At 46.5% G+C, this 26,065-nt stretch carries 22 protein-coding genes and 4 pseudogenes; 6 read left to right on the forward strand and 20 right to left on the reverse strand.

Features of this window, described 5'->3' with window-relative positions; translation table 11 throughout:
* Positions 1–819: 819 nt before the first annotated feature.
* A complete protein-coding gene (locus AC3G2T_RS25285) occupies positions 820–1,299 on the reverse strand; it encodes a C40 family peptidase (RefSeq protein WP_474681012.1) in 480 nt (159 codons plus the stop codon).
* Positions 1,300–1,877: 578 nt separating this feature from the next.
* Entirely contained in the window at positions 1,878–2,579 is a 702-nt protein-coding gene (locus tag AC3G2T_RS25290; RefSeq protein WP_474681013.1) for an NAD(P)-dependent oxidoreductase, read from the reverse strand.
* 206 nt (positions 2,580–2,785) lie between these two features.
* On the opposite strand from AC3G2T_RS25290, the gene AC3G2T_RS25295 reads away from it, so the two are divergent.
* The gene (locus AC3G2T_RS25295) at positions 2,786–3,364 is read left to right on the forward strand and encodes a TetR/AcrR family transcriptional regulator (protein WP_474681014.1); all 579 of its coding nucleotides are present in this window, start codon (positions 2,786–2,788) and stop codon (positions 3,362–3,364) included.
* A 200-nt stretch (positions 3,365–3,564) separates the two neighbouring features.
* On the opposite strand, the gene AC3G2T_RS25300 is transcribed toward AC3G2T_RS25295, so the two are convergent.
* From AC3G2T_RS25300 to AC3G2T_RS25340, 9 genes and pseudogenes are all read right to left on the reverse strand, one after another.
* On the reverse strand, positions 3,565–4,314 hold the full coding sequence (locus tag AC3G2T_RS25300; RefSeq protein ID WP_474681015.1) for a spermidine synthase: 750 nt from the start codon (positions 4,312–4,314) through the stop codon (positions 3,565–3,567).
* Positions 4,315–4,416: 102 nt separating this feature from the next.
* A complete protein-coding gene (locus tag AC3G2T_RS25305; RefSeq protein WP_488437321.1) occupies positions 4,417–4,782 on the reverse strand; it encodes a hypothetical protein in 366 nt (121 codons plus the stop codon).
* A gap of 164 nt (positions 4,783–4,946) precedes the next feature.
* Positions 4,947–6,989 carry an iron ABC transporter permease gene (locus tag AC3G2T_RS25310; protein WP_488437322.1) on the reverse strand — a complete coding sequence of 681 codons (2,043 nt, stop codon included), beginning with the start codon at positions 6,987–6,989 and terminating at the stop codon, positions 4,947–4,949.
* The gene (locus tag AC3G2T_RS25315; protein WP_474681018.1) at positions 6,986–7,966 is read right to left on the reverse strand and encodes an ABC transporter substrate-binding protein; all 981 of its coding nucleotides are present in this window, start codon (positions 7,964–7,966) and stop codon (positions 6,986–6,988) included. The genes AC3G2T_RS25310 and AC3G2T_RS25315 overlap by 4 nt, the downstream gene beginning before the upstream one ends.
* A gap of 156 nt (positions 7,967–8,122) precedes the next feature.
* A complete protein-coding gene (locus tag AC3G2T_RS25320) occupies positions 8,123–9,073 on the reverse strand; it encodes a helix-turn-helix domain-containing protein (RefSeq protein ID WP_488437323.1) in 951 nt (316 codons plus the stop codon).
* Between the two features lie 380 nt (positions 9,074–9,453).
* A pseudogene (locus AC3G2T_RS25325) lies at positions 9,454–9,591 on the reverse strand (FMN-dependent NADH-azoreductase); the annotation flags it as partial.
* A 281-nt stretch (positions 9,592–9,872) separates the two neighbouring features.
* Positions 9,873–10,367, reverse strand: coding sequence for a VOC family protein (locus tag AC3G2T_RS25330; protein WP_488437324.1), 495 nt, complete (start codon positions 10,365–10,367; stop codon positions 9,873–9,875).
* Between the two features lie 151 nt (positions 10,368–10,518).
* Entirely contained in the window at positions 10,519–11,892 is a 1,374-nt protein-coding gene (locus AC3G2T_RS25335; RefSeq protein ID WP_488437325.1) for a PepSY-associated TM helix domain-containing protein, read from the reverse strand.
* A gap of 330 nt (positions 11,893–12,222) precedes the next feature.
* Positions 12,223–12,873 carry a hypothetical protein gene (locus AC3G2T_RS25340; RefSeq protein ID WP_488437326.1) on the reverse strand — a complete coding sequence of 217 codons (651 nt, stop codon included), beginning with the start codon at positions 12,871–12,873 and terminating at the stop codon, positions 12,223–12,225.
* Between the two features lie 895 nt (positions 12,874–13,768).
* On the opposite strand from AC3G2T_RS25340, the gene AC3G2T_RS25345 reads away from it, so the two are divergent.
* Positions 13,769–14,251, forward strand: a complete 483-nt coding sequence (locus AC3G2T_RS25345) for a hypothetical protein (protein WP_474681023.1) — start codon at positions 13,769–13,771, stop codon at positions 14,249–14,251.
* Between the two features lie 419 nt (positions 14,252–14,670).
* On the opposite strand, the gene AC3G2T_RS25350 is transcribed toward AC3G2T_RS25345, so the two are convergent.
* Positions 14,671–15,114, reverse strand: coding sequence for a cell wall hydrolase (locus tag AC3G2T_RS25350; RefSeq protein ID WP_488437327.1), 444 nt, complete (start codon positions 15,112–15,114; stop codon positions 14,671–14,673).
* A gap of 182 nt (positions 15,115–15,296) precedes the next feature.
* The gene (locus tag AC3G2T_RS25355; RefSeq protein ID WP_488437376.1) at positions 15,297–16,247 is read right to left on the reverse strand and encodes a helix-turn-helix transcriptional regulator; all 951 of its coding nucleotides are present in this window, start codon (positions 16,245–16,247) and stop codon (positions 15,297–15,299) included.
* A 128-nt stretch (positions 16,248–16,375) separates the two neighbouring features.
* Between AC3G2T_RS25355 and AC3G2T_RS25360 the strand changes: the two genes are divergently transcribed.
* Positions 16,376–18,031, forward strand: a complete 1,656-nt coding sequence (locus tag AC3G2T_RS25360) for a CocE/NonD family hydrolase (RefSeq protein WP_488437328.1) — start codon at positions 16,376–16,378, stop codon at positions 18,029–18,031.
* A gap of 232 nt (positions 18,032–18,263) precedes the next feature.
* On the opposite strand, the gene AC3G2T_RS25365 is transcribed toward AC3G2T_RS25360, so the two are convergent.
* The gene (locus AC3G2T_RS25365) at positions 18,264–19,184 is read right to left on the reverse strand and encodes a CapA family protein (protein WP_474681049.1); all 921 of its coding nucleotides are present in this window, start codon (positions 19,182–19,184) and stop codon (positions 18,264–18,266) included.
* A gap of 59 nt (positions 19,185–19,243) precedes the next feature.
* Between AC3G2T_RS25365 and AC3G2T_RS25370 the strand changes: the two genes are divergently transcribed.
* A complete protein-coding gene (locus AC3G2T_RS25370) occupies positions 19,244–19,705 on the forward strand; it encodes a transposase (RefSeq protein WP_488437329.1) in 462 nt (153 codons plus the stop codon).
* Here AC3G2T_RS25370 and AC3G2T_RS25375 read toward each other — a convergent pair.
* The 6 genes and pseudogenes from AC3G2T_RS25375 to AC3G2T_RS25400 all read right to left on the reverse strand — a co-directional run bounded on the left by AC3G2T_RS25375 (position 19,673) and on the right by AC3G2T_RS25400 (position 24,284).
* Complete coding sequence (locus AC3G2T_RS25375; RefSeq protein ID WP_488437330.1) at positions 19,673–20,584, reverse strand: NAD(P)/FAD-dependent oxidoreductase; 912 nt, start codon at positions 20,582–20,584, stop codon at positions 19,673–19,675. The two genes, AC3G2T_RS25370 and AC3G2T_RS25375, sit on opposite strands and share 33 nt — an antisense overlap.
* Positions 20,585–20,619: 35 nt before the next feature.
* Positions 20,620–20,988, reverse strand: a pseudogene (locus AC3G2T_RS25380) (SAM-dependent methyltransferase); the annotation flags it as partial.
* Positions 20,978–22,426 (reverse strand): MDR family MFS transporter, encoded by a 1,449-nt coding sequence (locus AC3G2T_RS25385; protein WP_488437331.1) that lies wholly within the window; start codon positions 22,424–22,426, stop codon positions 20,978–20,980. The gene AC3G2T_RS25385 and the pseudogene AC3G2T_RS25380, both read right to left, overlap by 11 nt.
* Before the next feature lie 80 nt (positions 22,427–22,506).
* Positions 22,507–22,901 (reverse strand): annotated as a pseudogene (locus tag AC3G2T_RS25390) (Rrf2 family transcriptional regulator).
* A 58-nt stretch (positions 22,902–22,959) separates the two neighbouring features.
* Positions 22,960–23,430: a DinB family protein gene (locus AC3G2T_RS25395; RefSeq protein WP_488437332.1), complete on the reverse strand. Its 471-nt coding sequence runs from the start codon at positions 23,428–23,430 to the stop codon at positions 22,960–22,962.
* 452 nt (positions 23,431–23,882) lie between these two features.
* Positions 23,883–24,284 (reverse strand): Rrf2 family transcriptional regulator, encoded by a 402-nt coding sequence (locus AC3G2T_RS25400; RefSeq protein ID WP_474681032.1) that lies wholly within the window; start codon positions 24,282–24,284, stop codon positions 23,883–23,885.
* 90 nt (positions 24,285–24,374) lie between these two features.
* Between AC3G2T_RS25400 and AC3G2T_RS25405 the strand changes: the two are divergent.
* Both AC3G2T_RS25405 and AC3G2T_RS25410 read left to right on the forward strand, forming a co-directional pair.
* Positions 24,375–24,543, forward strand: a pseudogene (locus tag AC3G2T_RS25405) (IS256 family transposase); the annotation flags it as partial.
* Between the two features lie 456 nt (positions 24,544–24,999).
* Entirely contained in the window at positions 25,000–26,040 is a 1,041-nt protein-coding gene (locus AC3G2T_RS25410) for a hypothetical protein (RefSeq protein WP_474681033.1), read from the forward strand.
* The last annotated feature ends 25 nt before the right edge of the window (positions 26,041–26,065 follow it).

The following is a 26,065-nucleotide window of genomic DNA, read 5'->3' on the forward strand; positions in this document are numbered from 1 at the left end:
TTGAGCAGCGAGATCCAGGAGACCAATACGTAAATCCATGTAACATTAAGCCGCCTTGATTAGAACTTTTGATAGTGTTAAAACCCTTATAGCAAAATAGTATATAAACTTCTTCACAAAACCCGTATTTTATACATATGTCTATAAGTCGATTAACCCCCTCATATGTTGTCTCTACATAAATGACACAAAATTCCCTTGATTGTCATACCACCCTTTGTCGTTATCGGACGTTTGGAGGCCCCAACCATTTTAACAGGAATGCGGCTCCCTCGATTTTTAAAATATTGACCTGAGATGAGCTCTGCAAACCTCTTATTCGATGTCAATCAAGGAATTGCTTTAAATTGCTTCATTTTTCACCCATGCGGCCAATCACAGCTTTATCTGCTTCGGCTTTACGGCACCTTGCTTCACCGCCTCCATATATTCATATGGCGACAAGTCATAGATGCTGCCGTGGATGCGGATTCGATTGACGTACAGGAATCTAGGCTTTTTAAATAATATGAATGCTTAGCGTACGTTTTCCGCGTTTTGTTGGCGGGACCCCTTACTGATCTGCTAGGTCACGCCCCTATATATCCAGCTTCAAGGCTCCGACGAATACGTAGGTATATTTAAAACTTCGGGATGGAATATCATGGGAAACTCAAAAAGAACGAGCCTCGTCCCTTACGTTCCTAGCCTTTGGAGTCGGTTCTGCGCAGTGGATCTGCTCGTTCTAAAAGTATCATACCTCTGGATCTTCTTTCTTATGCGTGATGATCTGCAAAGAAAAAACGCCACCCGTTAAGGTGACGTTGATTTCATTATTTCTTACAATACACGGCGTGCCGTAGCGTAATGATTGCTCCACCAACCTTTGCTCATATCCGAGATCGTAACTCCCGGACTGCCGTAAGTCTGTAGAACTTTACCGTTACCGATGTAGATACCTACGTGATGGATCGGTGAATAAAAGAATACCAAGTCACCGGGCTGCAGTTGATTACGTGGTACATACGTACCGACATGCGATTGCTCGCTGGACGATCTAGGCAAATTAATACCATATTGTCTAAACACAAATTGCGTAAACGAGGAACAGTCAAAAGTTCGAGTATTTCCCGACGCTGAACCAAATCGATATGGTGTGCCCATATAGCGTTCGCCTGTAGTGATGATCTTATTCGCAGTTGTGGCCGCCGGTGCCGTTACCGTAGCGGCATGTGTTGTTGGTGTGATCGCCATAGCGCCGCCTGTGAAGACGGATAAACCCAGAGCAAAAGTCGCGATCATTTTATTGGCTTTTTTCATGTGTGTATCCTCCCTTTGTTGGCTCAATGGCCTGTGTTTTGTTGACCTGGGATCACTATAACACAGAGAGGATATCCGAAAATTTACCGCTATGTCCGTTAAAGTACGCGCGGCAACGATTCAACCGGGTTTATTAGAGTTTGCTAAGAACTGAATGAGCAGAATTTTATTGACTAAATAATAAAAACCGCCGGATGCTTTCCGAGGCGACTCTCTAAATTTATGGTCGATCAAAGAAGTCCTTTTGAGTTTTGCGTTTTCTAAGGGCTAGAAGCAGCCGGGAGCCAGCTAAAGCGCACATCATGTGCATCATATTGCGATATTGCCTTCGTACTCGCTAAATTAATTTCTTAGAAAAATAAGGGTAGAGCCAACGGAACGCTAAAAATCGTTAAAGCAGACAAATTATGTCAAACTCATTATTATAACCTCCGGATCGGAGGTTTCTTTGTTTGTTCAGTCGTCGACGATACATCGTCAAAAACGCCTCAAAAGGGGTAGTGTCAACATTTTGAGCGATTTAGACACGGCCATGGAACGGACGGAGATTCACCCGACTCTTATCTCTCACCTGTATGTTATCGTCCAACATTAACGATCTTCTTGATCCATGCTGGCTCACTCGTCGCCGCCCGCACAAGGCAGTCGGCACAGTCTGCAAAGGGCAGCGGCCGCAGTGGAGAGATGCGAGCCCATGGACCTGCTGTATAGTTCAGATTGCCATCCGCGTATTTAAGCACTGACGCTCGTACAATTACCCAATCCAAATCACTCCGTATTACTGCATGCTCGGCAATCGCCTTATCCTCGATCGCCTTCCAATAGATTCGGCGCATCAAGTCTACTGCCCACCGATTGACAGCAGAAAGTTCTTTTCCGTCGCTCAAATTAATGCCACTCTGCATGACTAGGTGCTTAACGCCAGCTCGCTGACAGGCCGCAAGTATATTCGGGATTCCCTCCGACATGACGGTGCCCGGTGAGAAGTTTGCCGCCATAACATTCTTTGCCGCCCTGATATTCAGAAGCCACTTCTTGGCGCTATCCGGCGAGAAGTTACTTGGCGGGCCTATGCAACTGATTACGGCTTCAGTACCGGCTATGGCTTTTTCCATGCTCGACGCATCGAATACATCCCCCTTCCGGGTGCTGATCCGCTCTGCGGGGGTAATGACTTCTGGCCGACGAGCCACGGCTACAACTTCATGTCCCAATTCAAGTGCTCGTTCCATCACTTTCCTTCCAGTTCCCCCTGTTGCTCCAATAATTGCAATTTTCATTAAAATGTTCTCCTTTCGCTGGTGATCATGATTAAACCCATCCTCTTATATGCGCATATAATGCACTCTAGAATATTAGGTAACAACTATGTATAATTATAAATAGAAATAAAAAGTCTACAATGATTAAAAAGTCAGGTTCCGTGCATTAGTTCACAATTCTTTTGAAATTATGTATTAATTTCAGGAAAGCTGGTGTTTCTCAGGTGTCAACGATGGATCGAAGGATACGCAAATCTCAAGAAGCCATAAAAATGGCTGTTGTTGAACTGATGATTGAAAAAAAATTTGATCAAATTACGATACAAGATATTTCCGACAGGGCAGATGTCAGCCGAAGAACCATCTATCTTCACTACATGGACAAATTTGATCTTCTGGATAAACTCATCGAAGAACATATTGAACAGATGCGGGAAATCTGCGATTCGACAGGCGACGACGCCGATTATGTGGATGCGGGGTTGTTATGGTTCGAGTATTTTGAGCGTCATTCTTTATTTTTCTCCGCGATGCTAGCGAGTAAAGGGGGCCCTTTTTTTCGTAATCGATTCCTTACGTTTTTCCTCCAAGAGTTAAAGAATAAAGAGAATGGTTTATCACAAGGGAGTAATCGAGGCTTAACTAACGGCGAGGAGGTTGATTTTCAATTTTTAGGAGCGGCTATCGTAGGGGTAGTGGAATGGTGGTTCAAGAATGAAATGCCCCACCCTCCTTCTTTCATGGCTCAACGATTGGGGACGTTGCTTGAACGAAATCTTGAAGCAGATTTCCCGCTTGCATGAAGAAAAGCCCTATGTATCGCCGCAAACTTGGCGAGTTTTCTTTAATATTGTTATCTATTCCTAATTCAACTAAACTCCCCGTTACTTCAATAAAAAAGGAACAGCTGCCGGCCCGTGGCATTCTGCTCCCTTATTTTGAACTATCGTCCCCCGATAGTTTAGTTCTCAGAGCGTAATGAGATGATGTAAGACTAAAATGTTCATTGCGGACCTCTATCCCTAATGATATACCCTTGCCCGAGTTCGATCTCTGTGAAGCCTGCCATTTGGCGTGCTTGGAACCCGATCGGCTTATTTCTGCCTACGAGAATGATATTTTGAATGTCGGCGATGCCTTCTGACGGTAGAGAAAATGCTTTGATATACGCAAATTCCTCGCTTAGCGTTGTATGAATAGCATTCATGAGCTGGTCATTTTCACCTTTACCGAACAAGTTCATAACGATCAATCCCGAAGAATCGAGCTTTTCTCTGCAAATCACAAAGAATTCTTTAGAGATCAAATGAAGAGGCGTTCCCTTTTCAGTAAAGGCATCTAAAACAATAAAATCATAAGCCTGTTGATCTTCACTTTCAAGAATTTGTCGGCCATCACCAATGCTCACATTATCCTTTCGGTATCCAAAAAACCTCTTACTTAACTCCACCACCTTGTGATCTAGCTCCGCCACCTTAAATCGTTTCTCTGGAAAATGGCCAGCAATCGTCCCAATCCCGTGACCGATGATAAATACGTTTTCGAAGGAAGGGGTGTTACATTCAATTAGATGTATAATAGCTCGCGGATATTCAAATAGGATACGTTCCGGATCATTCAAATCCATAGCACCTTGTATGGCTTTATTGGAAAACTCCAACACTCGAAACTTGCCTTTTTCACCGTACAACTCTGTAGTGTCATAAACGGATATCTCATGATTAGGGCTGGACGTTTTGAAAAGTAAATCCAAGTTATCGATCCCTTTCTGGCTGATCTTTGTGACAGTATACCATTATAAGCAATCAACCTAAAGAAGAATTCTATTAGTTGTCGAAACGATATCCGCCAATTATTAGAATATGCGGCCGTCACTTCGCCAAATTCGGAAAAAACAAATATGTCCCGTTTTTCCGTTCGTCTGTATTTCCCGCTTGTTCCATTCGCAGTAGATGTCGCCGCTGATGCAATAGTTCGACTCGAAGATCGGGCTGGCTTCCGGAATGCTTATCTTTGTATCCTGTTCGTAGATCAGATCGGAAATGATAATTTCCATTCCGGACCGAATCCGCATACGCGTGATGGCGCCACTCCCCATACGAGCGGGCAACAAGAGTTCTTGCTCCCAATGGCTATGGCGAGTACCGCCATTTACCCATGCTGTCAGTTGATCAAAGTAATCATGTATCGTTGTATTTGTAACGGTAAAGTTCGATGTCATCGTCAACCCTGCTTTCCTTCACAATCAAATTGATAACCATTCTCATCGATTGTACTTGGTTCTCCCTCGTTTATCAATAGCAGGGAAAAGAAGGCTGCGATGTCAGGCATGCAGGGTTGATTGATCTGGAAGCAACTGAATTTCGCATTAACATTTCATCACAATTAACCGACTCTACGGCCGTTTCGATACAGCAAATAAAGCAAATATGGCGCTCCAATCAGCGACACCATCAATCCCGAAGGAACTTCTTTCGGCAAAGCAACCAATCGTCCCGCCACATCGGCCGTTGTCAGCAGCAAAGCGCCGATCAGCATGGAGAACCCCATCATTCTGCGATGAGCCGTTCCTGTCAACAGTCTTGCCGCATGCGGAGCCAGCAATCCGATAAATCCGACGGTGCCTACGGTGGCTACAACGACCGCAGCTAATGCTACTCCCAGGCTTGCCGTCAGCAATCGATCTCGCTTGACGCGTTGTCCAACCCCTGTCGAAACTTCGTCGGTAAAGGACAATAATTCCACGCGCTTCCCCAACCACCAGGCGATCGGAAGAAGAAGAGCAGAAACGATGACTAATGGAATCGTATCTGTCCATCCTCGCGCATACGTACTGCCCGCAAGCCAGATGAAAGCAGCCGTAAAGCTTGTCGTCCGCAGCACCAGGATTTGAATGACGGCCGTACCTACCGCGGATATGCAGATCCCCGCCAGAAGCAACATTCCGGGCTCCAGACCGCTTCGCCAAGCAGCCGCGAAAATAACAATGGAGATGATAACCGCTCCAGTAAATGCACATATCCCCATCAGCCATCCCGGCGCATAGGGCCATACAACCAACAGGGCCAGCACCCCCGCACCTGCGCCGGACGTAACCCCGATGACTGACGGATCGGCCATCGGATTGCGCACGGCACTCTGAATCAGTAAGCCGGATGCCGCCAGTGCCGCGCCGCCAAGCCAGGCAGCAGCCATACGCGGCAAGCGCAATTGCCACACCAGATGATGAATCGATGGTTCGCCTTGGCCTAATAACCCTTGGATAAACCCTTCGAAGGTCAGCATGGAATGTCCTGAACGCAAGCATCCATATAGGGTGACGCCGAGCAAAGCCAAGCTCAGCAGGATATAGGCCGTGAACATTCGCGCTTTACTCGCTCTGAATCTGGAAGTTGCGGACATCGGGGGTGTCCCGGCGAATCCGCCAATTCCTTGACGCTTCTTTTGTGCGCGCATTACGAATACGACCAACCAAGCACCGCCAAGCAATGCCGTCACAGCTCCGACAGGAAGCGTGCCGTAAGTCGCCTGTAACATGGAGGTCAGCGAATCGGCAACGAGCAAAAGCCCTGCCCCCAGCATCGCGCTTGCGGGAATCAACAAACGGTGCCGCCGAATGCCGGTCAGTCGAATGATATGCGGCGCGAGCAGACCGATATACCCGATAGGACCAGCGAGGCTCGCACTGAGCGCGGCAAGTGTAATGGCTATTCCAGACAACGCCACCTTCGTCCAAACCGTACGTTGCCCCAGGGAAGTCGCTGACTCCTCACCAAGCATCAGCAGATCAAGGGATTTGGAGAAAAGAAAAACAATCGCCAACCCGATGACCATCCAGTGCCATGTGACCTGAACGCCTTGCCAATTGTTTTGCATCAAGGAACCCGAGCCCCACACGAACAAGTGACTGGCATCTTCCAAATACAAAATTTGCATCATATTCGTCAACGAAGACAGCAACAAGGTGACAATTAAGCCGGACACCACCAGACGAATCGGTGGTGCCCGATAACCCCCGGCCAGCACGTAAGCCATGCCGGCCGCCAGAACGCCGCCAGCAAGAGCAAAAACAAATGGAAACCGGTGAAGCAGAAAAGGACTCCATACCGTTCCTGCTACGACTGCCAAGTAAGCTCCCGCATTAATGCCAAGGGTGCCCGCAGAAGCGAGCGGATTGCGCAGCACCGTCTGCAGCAACACGCCGCTGGCAGCCAAAGCTGCTCCACAGAGCATGCCCGCAACCGCCCGCGGCAAACGCAGCCCCCATATGGCCTGATCAACAGCCGATCCTTGCGCATGTAGAAGAGAACGCATTACATCAGATACGCTGATATCTACTTGTCCCTGAGTTACATGAAACATAAAGAGCAGCGCCAGAAGCAGGGCGCTTCCTCCTATCACACTGACCGCCTTCACATTCGCTTTCATTGCCCGGTCAACGCCTTGACAACCTCACCGACCAGCACTTTGGCGCTGATTGGTCCCCCATACGCCCAAATCCGACGATCTATCGCATAGACACGCTGCTGTTTGACGAAATCCAATTCGTTCCATAACGCATTGGCTTCCAGTTGATTCCGCAGTCCGCCTGTACTGTCCGTGTTTAAATAAATCAAGGAAGTATCCTGATAATCCATTAACGCTTCTACGGTTGTCACCGTCACGCCTCGTTGTTCAAACATCTGAGGCTGATAGACGTGATGTAATCCGATTTCTTTCATGATTCGCGCACCTTGGGAGTTTCCAGTGAACAACCATACGGCAGGACCCGATTGACCAGGTGTCATTTGTGCGAACACAACATTCGCTCCCGCTTTATTCGCGCCTTTCAGCCTCCCTTTGGCCTCGTCATACACCTTTTGCAAATCCTTGAGTTGCTGCTCGGCTTCATCCCCTTTGCCTACTATATCTGCAATTACACGGAATGTTTCCGTCATTTCTTCGTACTGCTCCTTCCCTTCCGGCGGATAGGGATCAAAGACCATGGTCGGCGCAATGGCATTTAGCTTCTCATAGTTCTTCTGAACAAAATACACATTGGTTAAAATGAGATCCGGCTGAAGTTCGGCAATGATTTCGAGATTAGGTTCCTGCCGGCCTCCGACATCCACAACCTCGGCCCCCAACCCAGGCTGTATATTCACCATGGTGTTAAAGCCTGTCGGAGAATCAATATCCGCTACGCCTACCGGCGTAATCCCCAGCGCCAGCAGATCTTCCGTATAACTGAAATCCAATGCCACGATTCTTTTTGGTGTTTCGGTCAACCTTACTTCGCCTAACGGATGCTTAAATATACGAGCCTCTTCCTGGTTAAGCGATGGCTGCCGATTCTTGGAGCAGCCAGTCAGCATCACTATGGCCAAAACAATAAATGTGAAGATAAACCCTTTTCTAACTCCCATCCTTATGTGCTCCTTTCTGTGAATGATAATGATTATCACATACATTCATAGCTCACCTCTACCCAAGGAAGACGCTCGGCAACCCATTAAGGACGGCAAAACGGACATACATCAGTTGACGATGCATGTCCGTTTCGTTTGTAAGGGATTCCGTTTTTATCGTTCAAGATGCTGCCCATATTGACTTGGATTGCAGCCATATTGCTTTCTGAAGGCGGCAGCGAATTGGCTCGGGTTGCTGTATCCAACCGCCATTGCCGCATCGCATACCCTCATCCGATTCGTCTCCAGCAGCCATACCGCTTTTTGCATTCTTTGTTCGCGGACATATTCAAAGATCGTTTTGTCGAACACAGTCCGGAAGCCTGCTTTTAGTTTTGTTGTGCCCATTCCTGCTATTTTGGCCAACTGCTGAATGGAAAGAGGCTGATCCAAATGCTCGAGTATCGCTCTGCGAACGTTATGCAGCTTCTCCAAGTCATTGCGATGAAGTGTCGTTAATTCTTTGCTCGACAGATCATATGTAGACAACTCATGAATAAAGAGAATGACCAGCTCCAAAACCTTACTTTCCATAAACAATCGCTTTAGCGCCCCGTCATATTCACATGTCCACATCGCCTGCAAAATCGCTTGAACAGCCGGTGAGATAGCTTGACCGCGAATGGTGTTTTTATATGAGTGTAGCATCTGCCGCAGTTTGCGATTCTCCTCCCCGTCGGCAAAATACGCCTCCAATATACCCGGACTCATTCGAATCTTAATGGCATTGTTCTGGATAGCTGAGCTTGTCTCCAAATAGACTTTGGTTTGATGGGTAAAGAACACCGTACTCTCAGGACCGGATAAGTTCGTACAAATGGCATTATTCCATTCACAGTAGCTTTCTCCGCTTAGGCGATAAACCAAACCCAAAACTTGGCACTCCTGGTCGATCCTCAATCTCAGATTTTGATGCAGACTTAAACGCTCCAGTAAAATTTCCATCCCCGGACGAATAACCATTCGGTGAATCGTGCCATTTCCAAGTTCATTCGGAAGGATCAGTTGTTGTCCCCAACTTGAACGAGACAGTTTCCTCTCCAGCCCCATCGATAAATGATCCATATATTCGTGCATGCGGGTTAATTTGAATTTGTGCTGCATAAGCCACTTCCTCGATATCTATAATGAGTATCATTCTCATTATAAAATATAATAAGGAATAATGCAGGATTGTTTTTCTGGCGCTATCCTCTTACTTTAAGAACGTTTTATAAACCGACCTTGTCTTCGACGCAAGCAACTCTCATGACCAATGCCAACCTTCTCTGCATCACAAGTCCTAGCCGCTAGTTTCATACAGTTCTCCCCTCTGCCTGATCATTCTTCATTGGCCTCTATCTTCTCCACGACCACCTGCACGACATAGCAAATTCCGCTATGATACAACTCTTACTTCCGTTCTGCTTCTCCAGTGAAAATTTGTATCACTTACGGCATATATTTTAAAATGTTTGTGCGAGCTTTTCTGCACGCACAACGGCATTCGCTTTAATTTCTTCAGCTTTGTTTGGTGTTGCCGCATAGCCTTCTATAAAAATACCTTCAAGTGATGGAACTCCAAAAAAGTCCATAATTGCTGCTTTGTATGAATCGATAAATGTTTTTCCGACTGCCATGCTGAAAGACTTTGCTTCATTATAGAAAGGGCGATATGACGGTCGGGTGTCGTTTGTGACAACATAGACACCTTGGACAGTACCCAATTATGGACAGACTTATCCCGTTGGTGATTGATTGTTGATTTCTGGCCAAAAGAAAAACCGCTCTATCAATCATAAGGCGGTAAATTCTGAACTAACGTTTTCCGTTATCAATGACTCGTGGTACGGTCTTCCCCCAGTCTGTAACGGCAAAGTGCACTTTATCCCTCATACGCTTGCATCAAAGTTTTTATGTCAATTTTACTCTTCGTTTGGAGCAATGCTTTCATAACTCTTTCTGATTTTTCTGGATCTGGGTCGCTTACCATCTCGGTTAGAGTGGAAGGAATAATTTGCCACGACACGCCATACTTATCTTTTAGCCAACCGCAGTTTTGAGCCTTTTCATCTCCGCCTTCGGAGAGTTTTTCCCAAAAATAGTCCAATTCATCTTGATCTTCACAGTTCACGATAAATGATATTGCCTCTGTGAATTTGAAATACGGACCGCCATTCAAGGCTACGAATTTTTGCCCGTCCAATTGAAATTCCACGGTCATTACTGTTCCTTCTGGTATCCCGTGATTATCTTTGCCATGGTGAGTGATTCTTCCTATCTTCGAATTTTTAAAAATAGAAGTGTACAACTCTGCCGCCTGTTCGGCTTGTGTATCGAACCACAAGTTTGGCGTGATTTTTTGGATTTTGTTATTCATAATTTTTTCCTCCTTAATATTCAAGCGTTTTAGTAGGTTTATACACAATACAGTTTAGCATAAAAAATGAGCCATGGTTTCTTTCAAATTGCTATGTTTAAAAAGTTGCTCATTGAAAACAAAAAAAGAACGGGAAGCTTCCCGTTCCAAGCTACTGCGAATGTCTAACTGTTGATACCCGCTGTTTGTATTTATTCTTATTTGAAATAATAATTTCAATCATGATAACTAAAATGAGCGATAACCCAAATAACGGCATCATACAACCTAGTACAACCATAAAAATGATGAAGCCTATCGACAGCCTGCCTGTAAGATTTGGAGGTGCTGACAAGGAATTTTTCTTCTTCCGGATGAACCACGTTCTAAAGCCCCAAAAAATAACGAGCAGAAACGAAAGACAAACTAGCAGATTCATTAATTTATTGAGCCAGCCGAATAAGTGGCCTTCATGCAGCGGAATTCCCCAAGTATACCATTTCGCTAAAATTCCGTAATCCTCATAGCCTACTTTTGAAATCAATTTACCGTTATATTGATCAAAGTAGGTCGTCACTTCCTCATAAGGGCTAACGTCTAAGCCTGTTACACCGGTATTGCTTCCTTTGGAAACCGTATACACGCCGTTTTCACCGGATGGGTAAATGATTGAATATGGTTTGGAAATGTTATTCTTCTCCACCTCATTCATCAACTGTTGGACAGTAATCATGTTGCTTGGGCTCGACATTGAATCCATAGGCGCCATACCAGTATGATCAGCATGAGCTTCGCTGGATGTTGGGGCTTCATTTTTACGGGTAGCCCAAGGAATTTCGTTCATGTCCGATGTCGGCGGATGTTGTTTTAAGAATGGAATGCCGATCGAAGGATGCTTTTGAGCTGTCGAATAGATGAAATCCCCCATAAATGCCGACCAGGGCAACCCGGTAAAAATAATGATAATCATTGGAATTGTAATGATGGTTCCGATGAGCGCATGCCATTTAAGATTCTTTTGCCTCTTCGTTGGGCTTGGCTCTTTCTTCAAGGCTCTTTCTTTGAACGTCATATAAATACCGGAGAACAGCAGGAAGACCGCCCAACAGGCAGCTAGTTCCACCAAGTAGTTAACGACGGTTCCACCTACAAACAGTGAACTATGGAGAGCTCTCATGAAATTTGAAAACGTATATTCCGCATTTTGACTGCCGACGATTTGGTTATTTTTATCCAAGAATATGTATTTTTGGACGCCGTCTTTAGTCAACGTCAGTCGTGTATTATACGGATCTGCTAACATAATTACTTTTGCAACAGAATATCCTGCGTAGGTTTCTTTAGCCTTTTCAATTCCTTGATCGATCGTCAATGGTTCGGCTTGACTGCTTTTACCAAAAAATTCATGCTTATACACATTATTTTCTACATTTGTATAGAACAAATAGCCAATACCGCTTAATGTTAGTGTAATCAGCAGTGGTGTAATAAATAATGCTGCATAAAAATGCCACCGCCAAAAACGGTTATAATTCGTTTTTTCCATTTTGTCTTTCCTTTCATGTCATAAGAGTGTAACCCATTCACCATTACACAAGCTCCTGCACCCTATCGATGGCCTGGGTGCAGGAATGATCCCCGCATAAAAAATGTCACCTCCTGAATAAAGACTCCCCTTCGAATACCTACTTCGGATTCAGACTACATTATACTTATTGTGTTTGACTTTGAAATGACTCGATAGTGCTAGGAATCGATGAACAAATTTTGAACGTGTATGCCATCGAATGGCACTCACCTCGTAGAAAATGACTGCCAACTTGCCGGAAGCCATCATCAGTCAGTCGAATATCAACTATCATTGGATACCCACAGGTTATAAACCAGCTCCCTCTGGTTCTTGGTGCTCAGTCTGTTGTTCCGGTTGAACTTGAGGTCCCAAAGATTGATACAGAATTCCAACAGTCAACAGCATGATAGCGTCCATAAACAGAATCATGAGCAAAGGATGGTCCTGCGTGATCATGACACCAAGCATAGCCCCCATCATTCCGCTCATCACTCCGGACAACATGCCGTCGAGTGCAGCAAGCCAGCTATAGGCCTGGCCTGCAAGGATTCCCGCGCCAACTCCGAGCGTCACGCTAAGAACAGTTGCATAGAACAAGGATTGTAACCAGATTCCGAGTAGTGTTCCTCCAATCAGCCCAGTCATCATTCCGACGGTCATGGCCGCCATCATGGCGGTCATCTTGTTAAGCCTGGAAGCATCGGTCCGGAGCCGCACGATCATAGCTGCAGCCGCAATCGTCGTTGCCAGAGCGGATATCGTTCCGACAATGACCGTTTCTGAAGCGGATCCTGAGCTGCTGGCGGCAGTCGCGGTTCCATGATTATGATCGTGCTCTGCTGCTACAGCTAACGGTGCTGCCATCCACATGCTTATCACCATAATCAACATGCAGAATGCTACCTTTACCCAGTTCTTGCTCATTGCCACAAGCACCTCCGCATCATTGTAGTTCATCCCATAAGCTCTTCACTCTATCATAGTCATCTGCAATCAGAATAGTATGACTCGTTCGAGTCATTTTTCAACGCCAAATAAGACATCACACCAGTATCCCTTCTGAAAACAACTCCTTAGAGCCACGTCGTCAGGCTATGAAACAAGTTACAATGATGTTCAAATACGAGGTGAAAGAGAATGAAGAAGCCATACTATCGCGTGCTTGTAGCCGTTCACGAAGAACGGATCCGTCAGTTGATTTGCATGAATTTGGAAAAAGATTCCGCATTTATAAGGGAAGCAGAAAATTCCGAGACGGCCATTAGTGTGCCTGCTAATTCATTCGATCCCTACATAACCAGGTTCCGCCCAAAGCAAAAAACACGTCGAAGGCAAGTCGGATCGAAACTCTGACTCCCTACTTGCTAGGCAGGTGCTCTTCGAACTGAGCTATGTCACTTCGTTGTCATCTTTTCGGTGCTTTTCAGTGCCTTACTGATTCTCCCTATTTATATTTTATTTTAGTTGGCACTTGATGACAGCTTCGCTGGGAACAGAGACCCCTACTGCCGGGATTCCAACTGGTCCATGCGTTCTACCACTTCGTCAAGATCATTATCGAGCATTCGCATGTAGCCTTCCAACTGGCGGAAGTTGCTTTTCGTTTGCCTGCAAAATGTGTGAAGCTCGTCGGGGAAACGGCATTCAGTTTTTCATTTTGTGCCTCAACCTCGCCTTTTTTCCAATGCCGCAGCAAATACGCATACTGCACCGCCGCTAGCGCTGCCGGTGATCATTATTTTCGACATTTTCTTGATCCTGTATGGACTCTTAAATTTTTATCCAAAAAAAGAAAAATATATGATATATTTGACATGTAACTTAAAACATGTTCAGGAAAAGAGGATGTTATATGAAAAAAATCTTTTTAACTTGTCTTACCATGCTCATGTTTTTGATTCCATTTTCCCCTGTGACTTCCGCCAGTGGAGATCGGCTGATTTATGACACGATGTATAATGTCGCCGGTAGAGGGTTAGTGTCAGACAATAACAGGTTTTCGTTTCAATTTGATAACTGGGGCGATGCGCAGCTCTGGGACGTCAAGACAGGAACGATGTTATGGAACTCCAAGACTAAAGACACGAGAATACATAAACTCCAGATTAATTATTTCAGCGGGAAGTTGGTAATATCAGATCCGCAAAACACACCTTATTGGACGTCGGATAACCTGGCGTGGGCTAAGGCATGGTATGGAGCAGACAATGTGCCGGCCAATCTTAGAGGCAATGTGCTGATCATGCAAAATGACGGCAATCTGGTACTGTACAACAATGAAAATCCGGCCTTGGGCTGGTATCCTGTCTGGGCTTCCAATACAGGTGGACATTAGACACCATCCGTATCTTGCAAGTGGATTCACGCGCTCATCCGTCATCATTATGTAATGTGATTTCATTAAAAAGTTGTTGTACACCAAAAGATCTCTTCAGTAGTGAAGAGATCTTTTGGTAGTGCGCCACGCATGGCAATTAAGTGTCCGGTGAACCTAAAGTGGTTGCATTGATTTGGAACACTAATATTGACAGTATCCCAAATCAATGCAACCTGTTTTATCCAGTTCTCACTACTCCTGTCGCCTTACCTTCCTTGCTCCTTTCAAGTGGATTTCCCGATCCGCGCAAACCCCTAAACTAAAGAGGACTATGGGGCTGATTCGTTCCAATACCCCAACTTTAATTTCTCATCTACAATTTGACTCGTCGTCCACAAATGAGATAAAGTTCTTGTCACCCGACACATGGCTGTGAGTTAAAACGTATTATATACATTTACACATTCTTTCGCGGTCGGCTCATAAAAACAGTGCTTCTTCCATCGTCCTACGAGCGGCTGATTATACCAAGTTGGCGGACATGGTCCGGGATTTTCGAACGATCCTGGACGGAAGTACCATAAGGAGAATTTGGCTGGCCAATTCCGCTCCCCTTTCACAGAACGTTGCGCCAGACGGCGTTCCCTCTCTCTTGACTTTTGATAGTACAAACCATGTTGCAACGCTTCGAATGCATGCGGCTGGTTGATCATTTGGGGAATTGTCCGAATTCCTTTAAAATCGGAGCAATTCGCTCTTATTCGGTTAATGCCAACATTTCCAACAAGGAGCATGCCCATTTCACCTTCGGTCTCAGCTTCAGCTCGAAGCAACCTTGCCAACATATCAATATCCTGTTTCCTTGCTTTTACGACTGCCATTGGCTCACCTCTTTAGATTTCTAGACTCATCATATTGTAGGTGAAGCGGATGTGTTACTCTGGCAAAATAGAACATGCCTATTTTTCAGTATAATGCTGGTAATCGGCGGGATGTAAGCAGATACAATTATAGCTACCATCCCAGCCTTCGTTCACTTGGCAGCTAGACTACAATTGCGAAGTCATTGCGTGCCTTGGTAGCGACCTAACAGCTCGGAAAGTCTCGTCCTTATCGCTTCTTTTAATTCCTCCGGCTCATCCAGAATAACCTCATCTCCTAATCCAATGAAAAACTCCGCATAAAAGGAAAGATGGGATCGGGACACAGCCTTGTCAATAAAGCCGCTTCCGTCTGCATTCAATTGCAGAGAGAGCCAAATCTCTGCCTCGCAGCGTTGCACGCCTTTGCGACTCAGATAAGCCCGAAGGTGGGTGGGGTCTTTCACAGGCTCCTCTTCTTCTCGCCATGTAAGATGGATATCGCCAAGCTCAAGCGGCTCTATGCCTGAAGTATCGTAGACAGCCGTTCGAATCCGGTCGCACCGGAACAACCGATAACCTTGGCGCAGGAAGCAATGCGCCAAGCAATACCAGTACCCTTGGTTGGCATAGAGCAAGACTGGTTGAATCTGACGGCTGCTTTCCCCTTTCTCATCCGATTCGTATTCGATAGCGAGTACCTTTTGCTCCACAGCGGCTTCCAGCACAATAGCCAGGTATGGAGCATCCCCCCACCTTGTCGGTGCAATGAAATCGAGCCGGTCTTTCATGCTGTCGATGCGATTCCTGACATCTCCAGGCATATGCAAATAAAATTTTTTCAGCGCAGAAACCGACTCCGCTTCGAATGGAAGCGAGGAATAATGACGTAAGGCATGCACCGCAAAAAACATCGCCACCGCCTCCATTTCCGTAAACGCGATAGGCGGCAGAACCCTTTCTCTTACTACTTGATATCCCCCGTGCGGGCCTACTTCCGAATAAAGCGGAACCCCCAGCTCGCTCAATTCCTGCAGATCTCTCAAGATGGTGCGCGTGGACACCCCGAATTCATCGGCAAGCTCTCGAACCTTGAACTGCCGCTTTCGATTAACGGTCATCATCAGTTCCATCAGTCTTTTGGACTTAGGCAATTCAGATTTTGGCATTTTAATTCCCCATCTTGTTCCAAATTAAAGTTCATGACAATCCCTGTCACCATTATTCCTTATTATAGTCTCAGAGGGCAATACAAACTTCAAAAATGATGGAGGAATGACGAATGTCAACATGTGACAAGAATCAAAAAGTCGAATTCGTAACAATGAGAGACGGGGTCAATCTGCATACGATTGTTACGCTTCCGGAAGGGGGAGGCCCTTGGCCAGTCATTCTCAGTCGAAATCCGTACCCGTTCATGCAGGCGGATTTTCTGGAGCAGGCGAAGTTCTGGGCTGGGCACGGATATGCCTTCGTTCTCCAGGAATGCCGAGGCCGGGGGCAATCTGAAGGAGAATGGATTCCCTTTGTCCATGAGAAAGAGGATGGGCTGGATACGCTCACTTGGGTGATCGAGCAATCTTGGTCGAACGACCACATCGGCACTTACGGTTCCTCTTACTTGGGGATCCTTCAGTGGAGCATGGCCGCACACTTGCCCCCGGAAGTCAAAACGATGTTTATCGCCGTCGCCGGAATCGAGCGGTACAAACAACTTTACATGAACGGCATGTTTCGGCACGACCTCTTCACCGCTTGGGCGATTTGGAACGCCGGCTATGAGCCGCTTTTGCCGCAAGATACGCTTTATCGGGAAGCGCTGTCCGTGAAACCTCACATCGAGATGGACCAGCATCTGTTTGGACATAAGCTGCCTTGGTATCGGGATTGGGTAACAGAGGTCGATCCCGATAGTCCTTTTTGGAAAACAGGTTTTTGGGCCGAACTGAAAGAAGCTCCCTGCAAGACGAAGATTCCGCTCATGATCATCGAAGGATGGTTCGATCAAAATCTCAATTCGTCCGTCTTGAGCTACAACAAACTTCCCGAACCCGTCCGATTGGGAAGTTGTTTTCTCATCGGGCCTTGGGTGCATACAGAAGATGTTGCCGGCGACCTGGATTATCCGAATCATGAATTATGGGTTCCGAAGCAGCATCGAGCCGCATTGCAGTGGTTTAATCATCATTTGAAAGGCGAGCCGTTCGAGAACGAGGATCTAAAGGGAAAGGTTCAAACTTATGTGATCGGGGAAGGACGTTGGAAAAGCTGGGACGGATGGATCAAAAACAACAGCGTTGCGCGATATGAACTGGCATGTACGCAGGGGCCCATTCATTGCTTGACGCTCGAAAAATCGTTTGCGGAAACTTCCGTTTCCTATGCATACGATCCTTCGAATCCCGTACCGACGAAGGGGGGAGCCGCTTTGATGAATTATTTGTCCGGGGCTCCTGACGCTTGCAGGCCGGCCAGCGTCTATCAAGACGCGCCGGGTACGAGGACGGACGTCATTTCTTTCTTGTCGGAAGAACTGGAGGCCCCCTTGCAGATCTCGGGGCCAATTACAACGCATCTGACCGTAAGCTCGGATGCCGAGGATACTTCGTTCACGGTATGCATCATGGAGCAGTTTGCTGACGGTACCACGTGCAACATTCGCGATGGCATCACTAGCTTGCGTTTTCGCAATGACCGTACATCACCCTACACGCCAAACGAGATCGTCGAGATCGAAATCGAATTGTGGCCGATCCTCTGGACGATCCGCAAAGGTTCGAAATTGAGGTTTGATATCTCCTCATCCAATTTTCCGGCCTACCATGCACACCCTAACATCACCGGATCTTGGGCGCTTCAAGAAGAGATGAGAATCGTGAAGCAAACGATATATACCGGTGATATTCGTTCATCCTGGATTGAAATTCCGGTTCTATAGAACCTATAGACTAGAACTAACAACATCGCTGATCTGCCTGTTTCCGGCAAGACGTCCCGATCGGAATACTATTGGGCTTAGAGTAAGAATAAACGCTAAGCCAGACATGATTGAAGGCTTAGCGTTTATTTTCGTTAACATGCCCGCCCGAAACTGATTTCACTTACCATTCCGCATACACAAATGTCGGAGACCTTCCGGTTTAGCAACTCTTTTGTCGATATCCGTTCAATCAATCCGGCACAACCCGATAAACATTTTTCTTCCCTATATTTTGCAAAATGCGGGTTGGCACACATGACATTTTCACCACATCCGTTATCCCTTTTGCATTTTTCGTTAAGGTTAACATCATGATTGTTCCTCGCAGTCTAGCGGTATGCCGGGGAAGTTCGGTGGATACGAAATTCCCTAGAGAAGACGCCGCTACCCGATTTCTAATGCGTCCGTCTATGTCCTTCACCTTAAACATTCTTATCGGATGCAGTACATGGGGATGCGCTCCCAGCACTACATTCACACCATTTTTAAACAACAGCTGCATGAGCCGGATTTGGCTGCGGTCGGGATAAGTTTGAAATTCTTTCCCGAAATGTAGGCAAGCAATGATAAAATCTGTTCTATTTTTCAAGCTGCGCACGTCCGATAATATTTTTTTCCGGTTTAGCCTGTTGACTAACCACGGCTCCGGCACTGGGATCCCGTTCGTTCCTTTCGTATAAGCCAATATTCCGATTTTTATTCCCTTTACGTTGACAATCAGTTTCCGGCGGGCTTCCCGGGCGGAACGATACGTGCCCGTATGTCGCAGACCGTGTCGATCTAGGACGTTCAATGTCCGCCTCAAACCGGATAGTTTCCCGTCCATACAATGGTTATTGGCTGTGCCTAATACATCGAAGCCCAAGTTCCGGAGCGCAGCAGCGAACTTGTCCGGGGAGTTAAACAACAGTTTTCTGGGCTCTTCGCGAAAATTGTTGCCGGAAAAGGTCGTCTCCAGATTGCCTATCGTTAGATCGGATTTCCTCAGATAGGGTTTCACTTTGGCAAAAATAGGTGCGAATCCGCCTTCCCGTGCGGCCGAGGCGATCATCTTCTTTTTCATCAACAAATCTCCGACTGCAGCGATTGTGATTTTCGTCAAACCACCCACTCCCTTCATGATTACACCTTATGCGATAGAAAAGCGAAATGCTTGTAAGTTGGGCACCCTTGGTACAGCCAGAAGAAAAAAGCCCAAGCCTGGATCGGCTGAGCTTTCGCATTTTAACCCGCTATAGGTTGACGCTTTTCATACTCAATGCCAATTTGTGCCGCGGCTGTAATCAACTAACCACCGCTATTGGCGATCGCCTGCCCCAATACCTCTTCATTTCCATAGATACGCGCTGTGTCAAAATGACGATATCCCGCTTTAATGGCTTCGAGATTTGCTTCCACCCGAACGAAAACGGCAAGGTGGACGAATTTCGCTTGATGCTCAACGCTATGTTTTGGGTGGCCAGGTCCGGGGCGCCATGGCGAGATCTAGTGCTTCATTTGGATAATGATGAACCTGGGAAAATGAGTAGTGTTTTCCCTCCCCAAAAAAACAGCAGCTCTGGACAAAATCCAGCAGCCGCTAGCCGATGGTTGGATCATTCATTGGGTTTTCTGCCAAGCTTCCTGATTTAATTCTCCATTTATTGCTGCTGCAGCTACAGCCCCCGATGCGGCTGCGGCAATGGATTGATGCATTAGTGAAGACGCGTCACCCGCTGCGTAAACGCCAGGTACACTGGATTTTCCAAATTCGTCGACTGCAATCACCTCCGTATCCGATATGTGGCAACCAATGGACTGCGGCAAATCCGTTCCCTGAACCAGTTCCGACTTGAAGAAGATTCCCGTGCACGGAATTTCTGTCCCATCCTCAAGCGCAACATGGTTCACCATACCCTCACTGGATAAAATGGCACGAATCGGCGTATCGAATAGCGGAATATGATGATCCCGCAATTCATCGCGTTCAGCCTCGCTCAATTCATCGGGGCCATTCGTGCAAACGACAAACCGCTTCGTCCACCCCGACAACAATGGAGCGAAATGCATGAGTGCCGCTCCTCTGCTAATGACAACCAGCGGCTCATCCCTTAATTCCCAGCCATCGCAATACGGGCAAACAAACGCGCTCTTCCCGTAGACCTCGGTCAATCCCGGTATTCCAAGCTTGCGATCCTTCATGCCTACGGCAAACAACAGCTTTTTGCTGGCGATCTTCATCCCTGTGGCCGTCTCCAGCAAGAAGTATCCGTCCTCACCCGTGATCGACACAACGGTATCTTCCGCCTGGGAAACCGACGGATAGACGCGCAGCTGCTCCTTCGCAATACGTCGGAATTCACCCGGGCTGATTCCGTCCCGCGTCAAAAACCCGTGCGCCTCCAGGGTCACGGCATTGCGGGGACGTCCCTCATCAATGACAATCGTCTGCTTCCTCGCGCGTCCCAGCATAAGTCCGGCGCTCAAACCGGCGGGACCTCCCCCGATAATCGCTACATCCACTTTGTTCATGATTGTTTAACCCTCCTCGTTAGCATGATCAATAATTTGGAGACTATCGTTGTTTTCAATTCCCGGGTTACCAACGATTGATAAGAGTATCCCTTTAGCAGCAGTAATTGGGTCAGGTAAATCATCTCCAAATGCTCGGTCTTTCGGGGGCGATCGGTGACAAGCGGCCATATCTCGTCAACCAGACTGTGTTCCCTGAAACCTACCGCCAAACTCATGTAGCAGAACGCCCTCGCGCAGCTCAGCGCCCTCTCCACACTGGCCCAATCGACCAGAACAGGGCACATGGAGACAAAGACGAGATCAAAGGTTCTCTCCCATCCCCTCACCTCAAGATCGATGTTTTCGAAAGGTTCGTGCATCACCTTGACCGTTCCAGTCGCCAAGCCCGAACTATTTTGCTGATATGTGAACACGCCTCATGAAAAGAGAGAAGACGAAACCTACAATCGCAACAACAATAGCAATTTCAAAAACATGTTGTATGCCTGCTGTCAAAGCAAGCGCGGCGTTAACTGGGTCCGCCTGGTCTGCCGTTTGCTTCAGAATGTTGCTCATGCCAACAGACATGATACTTACCGCAACCGCAGTGCCGATCGCCCCCGCCACCTGCTGGACCGTATTCATAATTGCGCTACCGTGCGGGTAAAGTGAAGGAGGCAATTGGTTCAGACCATTCGCCTGCGAAGGCATCCAGACCATGGAGATCCCGATCATCAAGAAGGTATGAAGCACAATGATTTGGGTTATGGTCGTCGTTGTCGTAATTCCTGAGAGAAACCAGAGCACGACGGATATCAAGACCATACCAGCGGGAACAACCCATCTCGGCCCAAATTTATCGAATATTCTGCCCATAATCGGTTGCGTGATCGCGTTCACAATCCCCCCGGTCAACAAAACAAGTCCGGCAGAAAAAGCGTTTAGGCCGAGGCCTCTAATCAAATACAAGGGCAACATAATCATGGCTGACATCATCACCACTACGGCAATCATAAGCATAACAGTGCCAACCGTAAACATGGGCTGTTTGAATGCCCTCAAATCCATCATCGGCTGCTTCATTCGCAATTGCCGTACCGCAAATATTAAAAGCGCCAGTATGCCGACAATCATCGGAATCACGACCTTGGGCGCTCCAAGTCCTCCTTCTCCTTCCCCGGCGCTGCTAAAAGCAAATACAATTCCACCAAAGCCAAGCGTGGATAAGATAAGCGAATAAATATCTATTTTCGGCTTGGTAATCGTCGTTATATTTTGCATATATCGCATTCCAAACAAAAGAGAAAACGCCAAAACGGGAAGAGTCAATCCGAAAATCCAGTTCCAGCTAAGCTGCTCGATCAACAGACCGGAAAGGGTAGGTCCGACAGCAGGAGCAACCACAAGGACAAGCCCGATCAGCCCGTAGGTCGTCCCCCTCCTCTCAGGTGGAACAATGACCAGCACTGTGTGAAACATCAGCGGCAGGATGAGCGCTACGCCCGCAGCTTGAATGACCCTTGCAATCATGAGCAACTCAAATCCCGGGGAAACGGTCGCCACCACTGTGCCGAGTAAAGCCAATAGGAGCGATGCCGTGAACAATTGTCTGGTTGAAAACCATTGGAGAAACAACCCGGATACCGGGACTAATATGCCGAGGGTCAGTAAGTAACCAGTCGTCAGCCATTGGGCCGTTGCGGCGGTGATATGAAACTGGTTGATTAAATCGCTGAGCACTACGTTTAAAGCCGTCTCGTTAAACATCCCAATAAATCCGCTTAATAGTAAGGAAACCATGATCGGAATAACTTTATATTTTTGCACCGCATTATGCTGTTCTTCTGTCGCTGCCTGCATATTCTCCACTCCTAGTGATAATTCGATATTTTAGACTTTACAGATACGAGTTATCTTTAATAGACTTAAAAAAAGAAGTGTTATGTAACTATATTCAATTCCCGCACAAGATCCGACATTTTCTGATTTCTCAACTGTTCTTCCCTCTTCTCTTCTGCCGATAACACCACCTTTTGAATCGGGCATTCTGGCCCAGGACGAAACTGCAATCGAACATGGAGGCCGAGCCTTCAATCGCATGAATAATATCTAGGAACGAAATATTTTCCCAATTTCGTTTGAGTCGATAACCGCATTCACCCCCCCTTTTCGATTCAATCATGCCCGCCTTTTCCAACTTGGTCAGTATTTTAGACAAATAGGTTGGAGACACATCTTGCCGAACCGCCAACTGCTGTACACCCATTGGTTTTTGCGGAGTCGACGCAGTAAGAAAGAGCCTCGTATGGAGGGCATAGGCCTGGAAAACAGGAATCGTTGCCGTACCCCTCTGGGGTTGACTCAAACTTACCGAAAGTATCTCCATGAAATCACTAAGGTTTAGCGAGGTTCATTTTCGGCGGGATATACCCGAGTTGCCTGCCCATTTTTACAATTTGTCCTCTATGGTGAAATTCGTGGGTGATGGTGTGCGTAAATAGCCATAATTCGGTTAACTCTACGCTGCCACTCTGCCAGGATGTTTCAATGGTAGGATCCCATTTGTTTTTAAATTCATTCAGAAATTCATAAACCAGAGCATCCGTTTTCTTAAAAACTTCACGCATTTTCTGTACATTGTCAACGGATTCTGGGTTTACTTTGGGAAGTGATTTACCAAGGGCACGACTCCCCAACCATACCCGATAACAATCGGCTACATGAACATGCAGACTGCGAATAGAAACTCCGCCTAAGGTTTCAACTTCTTTAACATAATCTGTGGGGGACAAAGTTTCGCAAAAACGAAATAATGATTCCCTTGTACGTTGGATCAATTCATACTGGCTTTCGAATACATCCATCTTCTCGCTCTCCTTTTGATATCCGCTTTGACCACAGCTACAGCTTTATTTACTTCTCCATTCTCCACTACCTCGGTGCCCAATACAGTCGAATCGCAGCTCGCAAAGGGAAGCACCGAGCGGCCGCTGCCGTTACCCATTCCATCATGACAATCGCATACGCATGGGTTAGCAACAGAAGCTTGCACTCTGTATTGACACCAGTTCGCTGGAACGAATCTGTATACCAAGTGCTACCGATTTCAGCCACGGTTGGCGGGGTCAAATCTGTTGGAGAAGGCCCGTTGGCAACACCCGTTGAACGGGTGGTCAAGTGACTTTATATTTTTGCACCACATTATGCTGTTCTTCTGTCGTCACTGCTTGCATACTCTCTACTCTCCCAGCTAAAATTCAATATTCCAGCTTTTAAAGGTACTAGTTATCTTTAATTGGTTTAAAAAAAATAAATGTTATATAACTATATTCATTTCCCGCACAAGATCCGACATTTTCTGATTTCTCAACTGTTCTTCCATCTTCTCTTCTGCCGATAACACCACCTTTTGAATCGGGCATCCTGGTCCATGATCGAAACTGCAATCGAACATGGAGGCCGAGCCTTCAATCGCATGAATAATATCTAGGAACGAAATATTTTCCCAATTTCGTTTAAGTCGATACCCGCCATGAACCCCCGTTATCGATTCAATCATGCCCGCCTTCACCAACTTGGTCAGTATTTTGGACAAATAGGTGGGAGACACACTTTGCCGCTCCGCCAACTGCTGTACACCCATTGGTTTTTGGGGAGTCGCCGCAGTAAGAAAGAGCATCGTATGGAGGGCATAGTCGGTAGCCTTAGAGAACTTCATTCATAATCACCTCAAAAAAGGACTATACATATCTATAATAACTATTATGTTTCATTACGTCAAGGATAAAACATGCGCTTTTCTTGGAAAAGTACATCAACGGTCCATACCGAATATGGCGAAATACAGATCAAAGCGCCACACGATCGCTTCGGTGAGTTTGAGCCGGTCGTTACCCGAAAAATCAAATGAAAGTACCGGGATCGAGGTGTCTCCGACGCTAATTTCTAATGTCACCAATAAAATTATGCCCGTCATTTTTCATTTTGTGTAATAATAAGATCGGCCCCTTCCAAGCAGGACTTGGCCTATTCTGACGCTGATCTGCTGGTTTCTTAAGCATTAGAACTTTTGACTGTCCAGATACGTTAACATAGACTTAATTAATATCTTTAATTACGTTTTTTATATATTCGCTATACTTTGTGAGAAAAATTACGGTATTCGTTATTAATAGAGCGATTTGACATGGAGCCTCTGCGGGCATGATTTCAAGCGAAAGGGCGAAACCACAAGGGTTTCGTATAGCAGGCTAGCCTATCATGCCCGCCACTCCATGTAGAATCGTAGTCTATTTTACCATGCAGAGTAGCGAGGAATCCATTATTTATTATATACTACTATATATTAGGAACCTATTTCGACCAATGAACCATTTGGTTGCTAGCAGCAAGGTTCTTACTTATCATCCAAATCCATTCCAAGGAGAATCCCAATGAAAACGCATGTCAGCTTACCCGTGGAACAGCCGATCATCACCTCGTGGGCCAACCAGTCGCATGTTTTTTCCATTGCCCAGCGTCATCCCGCCTATAAACCCTGGATCTATTCGGGCTATATTCAAACCGAACTGATTTTGGGCTTGAGCGGAAGAGATACCGTTCTCAACTACTCTCATTTCGCCACCCCCCAAGAGGATTGTCCTTGGATTGAGACTACCCGTACGACCGTACAGCAGATCCAAGAATCAGGGGGAGATCTGGTATCGTTTTTTAAAGAAAATCTGCAGCAGGGCCATTACATCTATCAGTTTGTAGATACCTACTATATTTCAGCTTATCCGTTCTATCAGCTGAGACATGAACGGCATGACCCGATGATCATCGGATTTGACGATGAACAAGAGATATTTTACATGGCCGATTTCCATAAAAATGCGGATGGTGCCAACCGGTACGGGATCTTTGAAGTTTCTTACGCCCAGTTAACGGACTCCATCATTCATCTGACGGAAGATTTGAATATTTTAAAAGGAATTGAGCTTTTCCGCTACAGGACCGACGTCTCCGTTCCCTTTGATACCGAAGGGGTTAAGCAGGCTTTGTCCGATTATCTGGAATCCACTTATACGCCTCACCGGGAACCGACCTGGCTGTCCACTCCGGTTCTAGCGTACGGTATTGCGTGCTATGACCATTTGATCCGGCATATTGAGGACATCAAGACGGATAGCGGGAGGAGAGACTTCCGCTTCTTTCATGTCATGGGCGACCATAAGCTGCTGATGCATCAAAGACTCCAATATATGCATGAAATTGGCTTGATTCGTGCAGAACTTCCCCAATCCTACGAGGAAATCTTGAACGATGCTGCCATTACGAGAAACCTGCTCCTGAAATTCGGCTTAAACGGAAACATCCGTTTACTCGATCGGATTATCCTGCTTCTCCGCAAGATCGCGGAAACCGAAAAGAACATCCTGGGAGGGGTGCTGGAAGAATTGAAGACTTCCTGCTCCGCATCCGTTCAGGCTTAAATCACACAAAAGACTATTCTCGCCT

Source organism: Paenibacillus sp. sgz302191, from assembly GCF_057749925.1.

Coding starts and splice junctions, on each gene's coding strand:
- AC3G2T_RS25285 (WP_474681012.1), bottom strand. CDS start 1,299: ATGAAAAAAGCCAATAAAATGATCGCGACTTTTGCTCTGGGTTTATCC.
- AC3G2T_RS25290 (WP_474681013.1), bottom strand. CDS start 2,579: ATGAAAATTGCAATTATTGGAGCAACAGGGGGAACTGGAAGGAAAGTG.
- AC3G2T_RS25305 (WP_488437321.1), bottom strand. CDS start 4,782: ATGACATCGAACTTTACCGTTACAAATACAACGATACATGATTACTTT.
- AC3G2T_RS25310 (WP_488437322.1), bottom strand. CDS start 6,989: ATGAAAGCGAATGTGAAGGCGGTCAGTGTGATAGGAGGAAGCGCCCTG.
- AC3G2T_RS25315 (WP_474681018.1), bottom strand. CDS start 7,966: ATGGGAGTTAGAAAAGGGTTTATCTTCACATTTATTGTTTTGGCCATA.
- AC3G2T_RS25320 (WP_488437323.1), bottom strand. CDS start 9,073: ATGGATCATTTATCGATGGGGCTGGAGAGGAAACTGTCTCGTTCAAGT.
- AC3G2T_RS25330 (WP_488437324.1), bottom strand. CDS start 10,367: ATGAATAACAAAATCCAAAAAATCACGCCAAACTTGTGGTTCGATACA.
- AC3G2T_RS25335 (WP_488437325.1), bottom strand. CDS start 11,892: ATGGAAAAAACGAATTATAACCGTTTTTGGCGGTGGCATTTTTATGCA.
- AC3G2T_RS25340 (WP_488437326.1), bottom strand. CDS start 12,873: ATGAACTACAATGATGCGGAGGTGCTTGTGGCAATGAGCAAGAACTGG.
- AC3G2T_RS25345 (WP_474681023.1), top strand. CDS start 13,769: ATGAAAAAAATCTTTTTAACTTGTCTTACCATGCTCATGTTTTTGATT.
- AC3G2T_RS25350 (WP_488437327.1), bottom strand. CDS start 15,114: ATGGCAGTCGTAAAAGCAAGGAAACAGGATATTGATATGTTGGCAAGG.
- AC3G2T_RS25360 (WP_488437328.1), top strand. CDS start 16,376: ATGTCAACATGTGACAAGAATCAAAAAGTCGAATTCGTAACAATGAGA.
- AC3G2T_RS25375 (WP_488437330.1), bottom strand. CDS start 20,584: ATGAACAAAGTGGATGTAGCGATTATCGGGGGAGGTCCCGCCGGTTTG.
- AC3G2T_RS25385 (WP_488437331.1), bottom strand. CDS start 22,426: ATGCAGGCAGCGACAGAAGAACAGCATAATGCGGTGCAAAAATATAAA.
- AC3G2T_RS25395 (WP_488437332.1), bottom strand. CDS start 23,430: ATGGATGTATTCGAAAGCCAGTATGAATTGATCCAACGTACAAGGGAA.
- AC3G2T_RS25400 (WP_474681032.1), bottom strand. CDS start 24,284: ATGAAGTTCTCTAAGGCTACCGACTATGCCCTCCATACGATGCTCTTT.
- AC3G2T_RS25410 (WP_474681033.1), top strand. CDS start 25,000: ATGAAAACGCATGTCAGCTTACCCGTGGAACAGCCGATCATCACCTCG.